General features: G+C 74.1%; 8 protein-coding genes and 1 pseudogene. 2 read left to right on the top strand and 7 right to left on the bottom strand.

Annotated features, from left to right (window positions below; translation table 11 throughout):
* Positions 1–249 precede the first annotated feature (249 nt).
* Positions 250–1,202, bottom strand: a pseudogene (locus HF526_RS37610) (molybdenum cofactor biosynthesis protein MoaE).
* Positions 1,199–1,678, bottom strand: coding sequence for a cyclic pyranopterin monophosphate synthase MoaC (moaC, locus tag HF526_RS33885; protein ID WP_338051940.1), 480 nt, complete (start codon positions 1,676–1,678; stop codon positions 1,199–1,201). The pseudogene HF526_RS37610 and the gene moaC overlap by 4 nt, the downstream one beginning before the upstream one ends.
* Before the next feature lie 429 nt (positions 1,679–2,107).
* Here moaC and HF526_RS33890 point away from each other — a divergent pair, with 429 nt between their 5' ends.
* Positions 2,108–2,752, top strand: a complete 645-nt coding sequence (locus tag HF526_RS33890; protein ID WP_169385739.1) for a LysM peptidoglycan-binding domain-containing protein — start codon at positions 2,108–2,110, stop codon at positions 2,750–2,752.
* A gap of 60 nt (positions 2,753–2,812) precedes the next feature.
* Here the strand turns inward: HF526_RS33890 and HF526_RS33895 are convergent, their stop codons facing one another.
* Both HF526_RS33895 and HF526_RS33900 read right to left on the bottom strand, forming a co-directional pair.
* Positions 2,813–3,394, bottom strand: a complete 582-nt coding sequence (locus HF526_RS33895; protein WP_169385740.1) for an NTP transferase domain-containing protein — start codon at positions 3,392–3,394, stop codon at positions 2,813–2,815.
* Positions 3,395–3,396: 2 nt separating this feature from the next.
* A complete protein-coding gene (locus HF526_RS33900) occupies positions 3,397–3,576 on the bottom strand; it encodes a hypothetical protein (RefSeq protein WP_169385741.1) in 180 nt (59 codons plus the stop codon).
* A gap of 91 nt (positions 3,577–3,667) precedes the next feature.
* On the opposite strand from HF526_RS33900, the gene HF526_RS33905 reads away from it, so the two are divergent.
* Positions 3,668–5,914: a helicase-associated domain-containing protein gene (locus HF526_RS33905; RefSeq protein WP_169385742.1), complete on the top strand. Its 2,247-nt coding sequence runs from the start codon at positions 3,668–3,670 to the stop codon at positions 5,912–5,914.
* 70 nt (positions 5,915–5,984) lie between these two features.
* Here the strand turns inward: HF526_RS33905 and HF526_RS33910 are convergent, their stop codons facing one another.
* The 3 genes from HF526_RS33910 to HF526_RS33920 form a co-directional block, all read right to left on the bottom strand.
* Positions 5,985–6,584 carry an ATP/GTP-binding protein gene (locus tag HF526_RS33910; protein ID WP_169385743.1) on the bottom strand — a complete coding sequence of 200 codons (600 nt, stop codon included), beginning with the start codon at positions 6,582–6,584 and terminating at the stop codon, positions 5,985–5,987.
* Positions 6,565–7,179 carry a DUF742 domain-containing protein gene (locus HF526_RS33915; protein WP_211178202.1) on the bottom strand — a complete coding sequence of 205 codons (615 nt, stop codon included), beginning with the start codon at positions 7,177–7,179 and terminating at the stop codon, positions 6,565–6,567. Before HF526_RS33915 ends, HF526_RS33910 begins: the two co-directional genes overlap by 20 nt.
* Positions 7,180–7,246: 67 nt before the next feature.
* Positions 7,247–7,669, bottom strand: coding sequence for a roadblock/LC7 domain-containing protein (locus HF526_RS33920; protein ID WP_169385744.1), 423 nt, complete (start codon positions 7,667–7,669; stop codon positions 7,247–7,249).
* Positions 7,670–8,066: the final 397 nt, after the last annotated feature.

Genomic DNA, 8,066 nt, shown 5'->3' on the forward strand with positions numbered 1-8,066 from the left:
CCCCTGCCCCGGTGCCGGCTGCCCCCGCCGGTGCGAACTACGTCGTGAAGGCCGGCGACACCCTCTCCGAGATCGCCGCCGCGAACGGCACCAACTGGCAGAACCTGCAGACCCTCAACGGTCTCCCCGACCCGGACTTCCTGTCCATCGGCCAGCAGCTCCGCCTGGCCTGATCCCGCCCGATCGCCGCGGGCGGCGCCTCGCGCGCCCCTGGCGCGCCGCCGGTGTGCCGCCCGCGGGATCAGCGGATCAGGTCGAATTGACCCACTCGTCGGAGCCGTCGGTGAAGGCCTGGTGCTTCCAGACCGGCAGCCGGCGCTTGACCTCCTCGACCAGCTCGGAGCACACCGCGAACGCCTCCTGGCGGTGATCGGCGGCAACGGCGCAGGCTAGGGCCACGTCGCCGATCGCCAGCCGGCCGACGCGGTGGCTCACCGCGATCGCCCGGACGCCGTGCGCCCGGCTCGCCACGTCCGCGGCGACCTCGGCGACGATCTTCTCCGCGCTCGGGTGCGCGCTGTACTCCAGCCCGCGCACGGACCGCCCGCCGTCGTGGTCGCGGACCACCCCGGCGAACGTGACGACCGCCCCGGCGGCCGCATCGTCGACCAGCCGCGCGTGTTCGGCCACGTCCAGCGGCTGTTCGCCGACGGCGGCGCGCAGCACGGCGGCCCCCGTCGTCGTCTCTTCCGGGGCGCTCATCAGTGGTCGCCTCCTCGCAGCTGGTCCACCGCATGGTCGAGCACGTCCGCGAGCACGGTGAGCCCATCGCGGACGCCCCCGGTCGACCCGGGCAGGTTCACCACCAGGGTGCGCCCGGCAACCCCCGCGACGCCACGAGACAGCACCGCGGTCGGCACCTTCGGTGCCCCCGTGGCGCGGATCGCGTCGGCCAGTCCGGGCACCTCGTAGTCGAGCAGGGCCCGGGTGACTTCAGGGGTCGCGTCGGTCGGGGAGATCCCGGTGCCACCGGTGGTGAGCACCACGTCGACGCCGGTCGCGATGGCCGCTCGCAACGCGTCGGCCACCGGCTCGCCGTCCGGCGCGACGGTCGCGTCCGGGCACTCGTAGCCGCGTTCGCGCAGCCAGTCGACGATGAGCGGGCCGCCCCGGTCGGGGTAGACGCCGGCCGCGGCCCGGTTCGAGGCGGTGATGACGTGCGCCCGCTTCGGCGCCGGGAACGATGCGGGTGCGGTCGTCACGTCCGGTCCTCCGGACGGGTCCAGCTGCCTGTCTTGCCGCCGTCCTTGCGCTCCACGCGGACGCCGTCGAGCACCGCGGCAGGATCGACCGCCTTCACCATGTCGTGCAGGGCCAGTCCGGCGACCGCGACCGCGGTCAGGGCCTCCATCTCGACGCCGGTGCGGTCGGTCGTTCGCACGGTGGCGCGGATCCGCACCTCGGCGCCCTCGGGCTCGAGGTCGAGCACGACGCCGCTCAGGGCGATCGGGTGGCACAGCGGGATGAGGTCGGGGGTGCGCTTGGCGCCCATGATGCCGGCGATCCGGGCGGTGGCGAGCGCGTCGCCCTTCGGCAGGCCGTCACGACGCAGCAGGCCGACCACCTCGGCGGTCGTGCGCAGCGTGCCGGTGGCCACCGCGGTCCGCGCGGTGGGTTCCTTGCCGGTGACGTCCACCATCCGGGCGGCGCCGGTGCTGTCGACGTGGGTCAGCTCCACACCCCTGACCCTACGACCTGGCGGCGGGTGGGGCGGCGTGCGGTGCCCGTCACGTGCGCGGCGGTCATGAAGAGTGATTCATATCACACCGAGGCAACCCATTCGTTCCGTATCCGAACCGTTTCCTACTCGTTATACATGCGCTCTGACCAGGAAAGACGCGTGCTAGCACATCGCCGCGCCGGCGGGCGGTGGTTCGGCCGCGTTCCCGATCGTGCGCTTTTCCGTCGCGCCGCCTCGACGTAGCGTCTCCGGCGGCCGTTCGAAGACTCCCCAGCGAACGCGCCCCGATGCCACAGCGCGCTCCCTGTCCGGTGGTGTCGGTCCCCCGAAAAGCACGCGGGACAGGGACGGATCGCGGGCCACACGGCTCGCCGCTGCCTCCTCCCCAGGTAGCGCGTATTCGGCGCGCAGCGGTGGAGATTTGCCATGCCTCGCTATCGCGGCCGACACCGCAAGGCGACCAAAACGGGTCGTGTCATCGCAGGGACCGCTCTGGCGGGTGCCGTCGCGGGTGCCCCGTTCGTCATCGCCGCGCCGGCGGCCAATGCCGCCACCGACGCGACCTGGGACCGAGTCGCCCAGTGCGAGAGCAGCGGGAACTGGTCCATCAACACCGGTAACGGCTTCCAGGGCGGTCTGCAGTTCACCCCGTCCACCTGGGCAGGTTTCGGTGGCGCCCAGTTCGCGCCGTCGGCCAACCTGGCCACGCGCGACCAGCAGATCACCGTCGCCGAGCGGGTCCTCGCCGTGCAGGGTTGGGGCGCCTGGCCGGTGTGCTCGGTGAAGGCCGGAGCCACCGGTGAGGGCGTCACCCCGCGCAGCATCACGGCGTCCGCACCTGCGCCCGCTGCGGCGCCGGCGCCGCAGCGGGCGCCGGCGCCGGCGCCGGCCGCGGCGCCGAAGGCCGCGAGCGCGCCGATGTCCCGCGCCGGCCATGTCGTGAAGGCCGGCGACACCCTCAGCGCGATTGCGGCGGCGCACGGCATGACCCTGCACGCGCTGCTCGCGAAGAACCCGATGCTGGCCGGGAACCCGAATCTGATCTTCCCGGGGCAGCACGTCGCCCTCTAGGGACGAGGTCGGGCCCCGGAGCCGCAGCAGCGGCTCCGGGGCCCTTCTCGTTGACGTCTCTCAGCCCGAGCGGTAACGAGCCAGCTGTTCCGGGGTGTCGACGTCCTGCGGATCAGCCAGGTCGCCGCACTCCACGAGCCGCAGCGCCGGGTGGCCGGCCAGGTACCCGCGGGCCCCGGCATCACCGGCGGCGGACTCCCGCACCCCTGCCCAGTGCGTCCGTCCGATCAGGACGGGATGGGCCGGGTGGCCGCCGTAGGCGGCTCGCAGCAGTGTGTCCGGTCCGCTGCCCGCGGCCAGCCGGGCCACCGCGCCTGCCGTGACGCCCGGTAGGTCGACCAGATGCACCAGCGCCGCGTCCGGGCCCTCGTCCAGCGCCTCGAGGGCCGTCAGCCCGGCCCGCAGCGAGGCGCCCATGCCCTCGGCCCAGTCGGACGCGAGCACCGGCAGCACGCCGTCCGGGAGCAGCGGCGCGACCTGCTCCGCCGCCGCTCCCAGGACGACGATCAAGGGCGCACACCCGCCCTCGTGCAGCACCCGCAGCGCTCGCCGGACCAGCGGTTCGCCCTCCAGCTCGACCAGCGCCTTCGGCCCGCCCATCCGGCGGCCGGCCCCGGCCGCCAGGAGCAGGCCCGCAGGCACGGTTACTTGTTGATCTCGGTGACGGGGTGCTCGTAGGGCACCTTGTCCAGCGGGAACTCGATGTCGCCGAACGGGGACATCGAACCCTGCACCGGTCCGAGGAGCTCGGTGAGCGGGTGCTCGCCGTCGGGCAGGTCCGGCCAGGACGGGTCGATGCGGCCCGTACGGTCGGGGTTGGCCACGGTGACCTCCAATGGTGTCGGCAGTTGCTCTCATTATCCCCATCGGCTGCCCCCGGCGGCGTCCGGATGGCGGCGGCTACCGTGGGCACCGATGCAGATCCCGCTGGTCGACTGGCTGCGCGCCCAGGACGACGAGACTCTGGCCACGTTGCTCCGGCTGCGCCCCGACCTGGCCGTGCCCCCTCCTGCCGATCTCACCGTCCTGGCCACCCGGGCCGGCATCCGCGCGTCGGTACACCGGGCCTGCGACGACCTCGACACCGTCACGCTGGCGGTGCTCGAGGCTCTCGTCGTCGCCGACGCCGACACCGCGCCCGCCCCGCTCGCCGAGATCCGCCGGCTGCTCGGGCCGGACGTGCCCGCCGCGGCCCTCGACGCGGCGCTGCGGGCGCTGCGAGAGCGGGCCCTGGTGTGGGAGGCGGACGACGACGGGACACTGTCCCTCGTCCCGGCCGCCCGTGAGGTCGTTCCGCGGCACCCCGGTGGGCTCGGCCGTCCCGCGCCGGGGCCCGTCGGGTCGGGCGCGCTGAGCGAGCTGCTGGCGTCGGTGGAACCCGACGAGCTGCGCGTGCTCGAGGCCCTCGCCGCCGGGCCACCCATCGGGCGCAGCCGGGCCGGCTCGGACCCCACGAGCCCCGTCGGCCGGTTGCTCGCCCGGGGCCTGCTGCTGCGCGTCGACCCCGAGACCGTCGAGCTGCCACGCCAGGTCGGGCTCGCGCTGCGCGGTGAGCGGCCGCTGGGCCGCATCGAGGTCGAACCGCCGGACCTCGCCACCGTGGACCGCGGCGCCGAGATGGTCGACGGGACCGCGGCCGGGGCCGCGCTGGCCGCGCTGCGCCAGGTCGAGGCGCTCATCGCGTTCTGGGGCGAGACGCCACCGCCGGTGCTGCGCTCGGGCGGGCTCGGGGTGCGGGAGCTGCGCCGCGCGGCCAGGGAGATGGACGTCGACGAGCCGGTGGCCGCGCTGCTGGTGGAGGTGGCCGTCGCCGCCGACCTGATCGGGGAGAGCGACGGCGTCGCCCCGGAGTGGACCCCCACCACCGCGGCCGACATCTGGGCGGCCGGCGGGCCCGAGCAGCGCTGGGCGCTGCTGGCCCGCGCGTGGCTGGAGCTGCCGCGGCTGCCCGGCCTGGTCGGTCGCCGTGACGACGCCGACCGGCCCATCGCGGCGCTCTCCGAGCCGCTGCGCCGGCCGCTCGCGGTGCGCGACCGCCGCCGGGTGCTCGCCGGGCTGGCCGAGCTGCCGCCCGGGACCGCGATCGGTGCCCCGGAGGCGCTCTCCCAGCTGCTGGCCTGGCGCGCGCCGCGCCGCGGCGGCCGGCTGCGCGACGAGGTCGTCGGCTGGACCCTGGCCGAGGCCACCGTGCTCGGCGTCGTCGCCCTCGACGCCATCTCCGGGCCGGGGCGGGCGTTGTTGAACCAGCCGGCGGAAGCGGTCGCCGCGCTGCGCGCCGCGCTGCCTGAGCCCGTCGGCCACGTGCTGCTGCAGGCGGACCTCACCGCCATCGCCCCCGGACCGCTCGTCCCGGAGCTGGAGCGCGATCTGGACCTGATGGCCGACGTGGAGTCGGCGGGCGGCGCGACGGTCTACCGGTTCACCGAATCCAGCGTGCGCCGCGCCCTGGACGCCGGGCGCACCGCGACCGAGCTGCGTGACCTGTTGTCCGCGCGGTCGGCCACCCCGGTGCCGCAGGCGTTGAGCTACCTCGTCGACGACGTCGCGCGCCGGCACGGGCGGCTGCGCGGCGGAGCGGCGGCATCCTTCCTGCGTTCCGACGATGAGGTGCTGCTCTCCGAGGTGCTGGCGCACCCGGACAGCACGGTGCTGGAACTGCGCCGGATCGCACCGACCGTCGTGGTCAGCCCGCTCCCGCTCGTCGAACTGCTCGACGGGCTGCGCGCCGCCGGGTTCAGCCCGGCCGCCGAGGACGCGGGCGGCGGGGTGCTCGACCTCAGAGACCGCGGCCGCCGCATCGACCCCCGGCGTTCCCGGGGTGCCCGTCCCGCGGCGCCGCCCGAGCCCGCCGGGGCACACCTGGACGCGGTGGTGTCCCGGATGCGCTCCGGCGACGCGCTCGCGGGTGTGCGCCGCAGCGTCTCGGGGTCCGCGATGCCGGCCAACGGCTCCTCGGCCACGCTGGCCACCCTGCAGGACGCGGCGCGGGCCCGGCGCACCGTCTGGATCGGGTTCGTCGACGGCCACGGCGTCGCCGGCGAGCGAGTGCTGGAGCCGGTGAACGTCGGCGGCGGGGTCGTGGAGGGCCGCGACAGCGTCAACGGCGACATCTATCGGGTGCCACTGCACCGGATCACCTCGATCGCGCTGGTCGAGGACTGACGCTGCCGGACGCCGGACCGCCCGGCAGCCGAGCTGCCGGGCGGTCCGGGGTGGGTCGCGGTGGGGAGCGCTACCGTGCGCCGGCGGTGAGCCGGTGCTGCATGGCGTGCTCGACGAGCGCGATCAGGGTCTGCTTGGTCGACGCCCGGTCCCGGGCGTCGCAGCTGATGATGGGTACCGACGGGTCGATGGCCATGGCCTCGCGCACGTCCTCGACGCGGTGCTGCAGCAGGCCGTCGAAGGCGTTCATCCCGATGACGTAGGGCAGCCCGCGGTCCTCGAAGAAGTCGATGGCCGCGAAGCAGTCGGCGAGCCGACGGGTGTCGACCAGGACGACGGCGCCGATGGCACCACGCACGAGGTCGTCCCACATGAACCAGAACCGGTGCTGACCGGGCGTACCGAACAGGTAGAGGATCAGGTCGGAGTCCAGGGAGACTCGGCCGAAGTCCATGGCCACCGTGGTGGTTCGCTTGCTCGGAGTGGCCGAGAGGTCGTCGTGACCGGCGCTGGCCTCGGTCATGACGGCTTCGGTGGTCAGCGGGACGATCTCGGAGACCGAACCGACGAAGGTCGTCTTGCCCACACCGAAACCACCGGCCACAACGATCTTGGCCGAGATGGTCGCCGACGTGGCGACCGCATGCGGCCTAGAGCCGACGGAGTCCACTCAACACCCTTTCCATCAGGGCGAGGTCCGGCAGATTGCCGGCGCTGCTCGCGGTCTGGTGCACGGTCACCACGCCCAGCCCGGCCATGTCGCCCAGCAACACCCGGGCCACCCCGAGGGGCAGCGAGAGCAGCGCGGCGACCTCGGCGACGGAGCGGGTCTGCTCGCAGAGCTCCGCGACAGCGCGGTGCTCCACCTGGAGCAGACCGAGCTGGTTGCGGCCCTGCGGGCTCGTGGACACCAGGGTCTCGATCGCCAGGTTGAAGCCCGACTTGGTGCGGCCCCGGGTCCAGGCGTAGGGCCGGACCGCGGCCGCGCCGGAGGCGGCCTCCACCGGCGTCGGGTCCATCGTACGAACGTCGATCGGGCTGGTGGACGGGGTCACCGGTGACTCGGACGACGACGGGGCCGGTGTCGGTGGCGGAGCCGTGTCCCCGGGCGGGCCGGTCTCCCCGAGCTCGACGTCCTCACCGCGACGGCGCCCCCACCGCCGGCGCTTGATGCCACGGCTGCTGTCCAGACTGAAGCCGTTCATCACGTCGGCGAATGTCGGCTCCGCGGGTTGCCGGCGGTCGTCGTCGGGACCGGTGGTCATCAGACCTCACCTGCCTTTGCCGATCATCGTGGTGGGGTGCGTCGTCGTAGGGGTCGCGCGGGGCGGATCAGGGGCCGAACGAGCCCTGCAGCTCTGCACGCAGTTCCGGGGTGAGGAGCTGGCCGACGCGATCGACCAGCAGCGTCATCTCGTAGCCGATCAGGCCGATGTCACAGCTCGGCGATGCGAGCACCGCCAGGCAGGAACCATCGCTGATGGACATGAGCAGCACGATCCCACGATCCATCTCCACAACGGTCTGCACCACGCCGCCCGCATCGAAACAACGTGCGGCGCCCTGCGTCAGGCTGACCAGGCCGGATGACACTGCGGCCAGCTGGTCGGCACGGTCCCGGGGTAGCCGGTCCGAACTCGTCAGAAGGAGCCCGTCGGCGGACACCACGATGGCGTGCGCGACACCCGGCACGCGCTCTGCGAAGTTCGTGACCAGCCATCCGAACCGGCTCGGCTGCGTCTGTGGTGCGGTCACCTGGTCTCCTCATTTTCGTGCCCACCTGCCGTGGCCGGACGAGAGTTGCCGCCCGCCCGCTGCGCCTCGGAGGTGGATTCCCTCTGTTGGCGGAGCCTGCTCTCCCGGCCTTGCCGAACACCCTGCTGGTAGCTGGCCAGCCTGCCGCGCACGGCCTCGGCCGTCCGGGCCGGGGAGCTCGGAGCGGCCAGTACCGCGGATCCTGCTGCACTGCCGGGCACCAACCGCGCCCGGGGCCGCCGCTTGGGCAGCCCGGCCGCGGTGAACACCGCGACCGGGTTCGTCGCTGCGCCCCGACGGTTCGCTGGCCGGCCAGAACGGTCCGGCCCGCGGCGACCAGGACGCGGGCGAGACCCGCCCGCAGAACGACCAGCCCCGCAACGGCGTGCAGCCGCCC

Origin of the sequence: Pseudonocardia acidicola (assembly GCF_012911935.1) — a bacterium.
GTDB lineage: Bacteria > Actinomycetota > Actinomycetes > Mycobacteriales > Pseudonocardiaceae > Pseudonocardia > Pseudonocardia acidicola.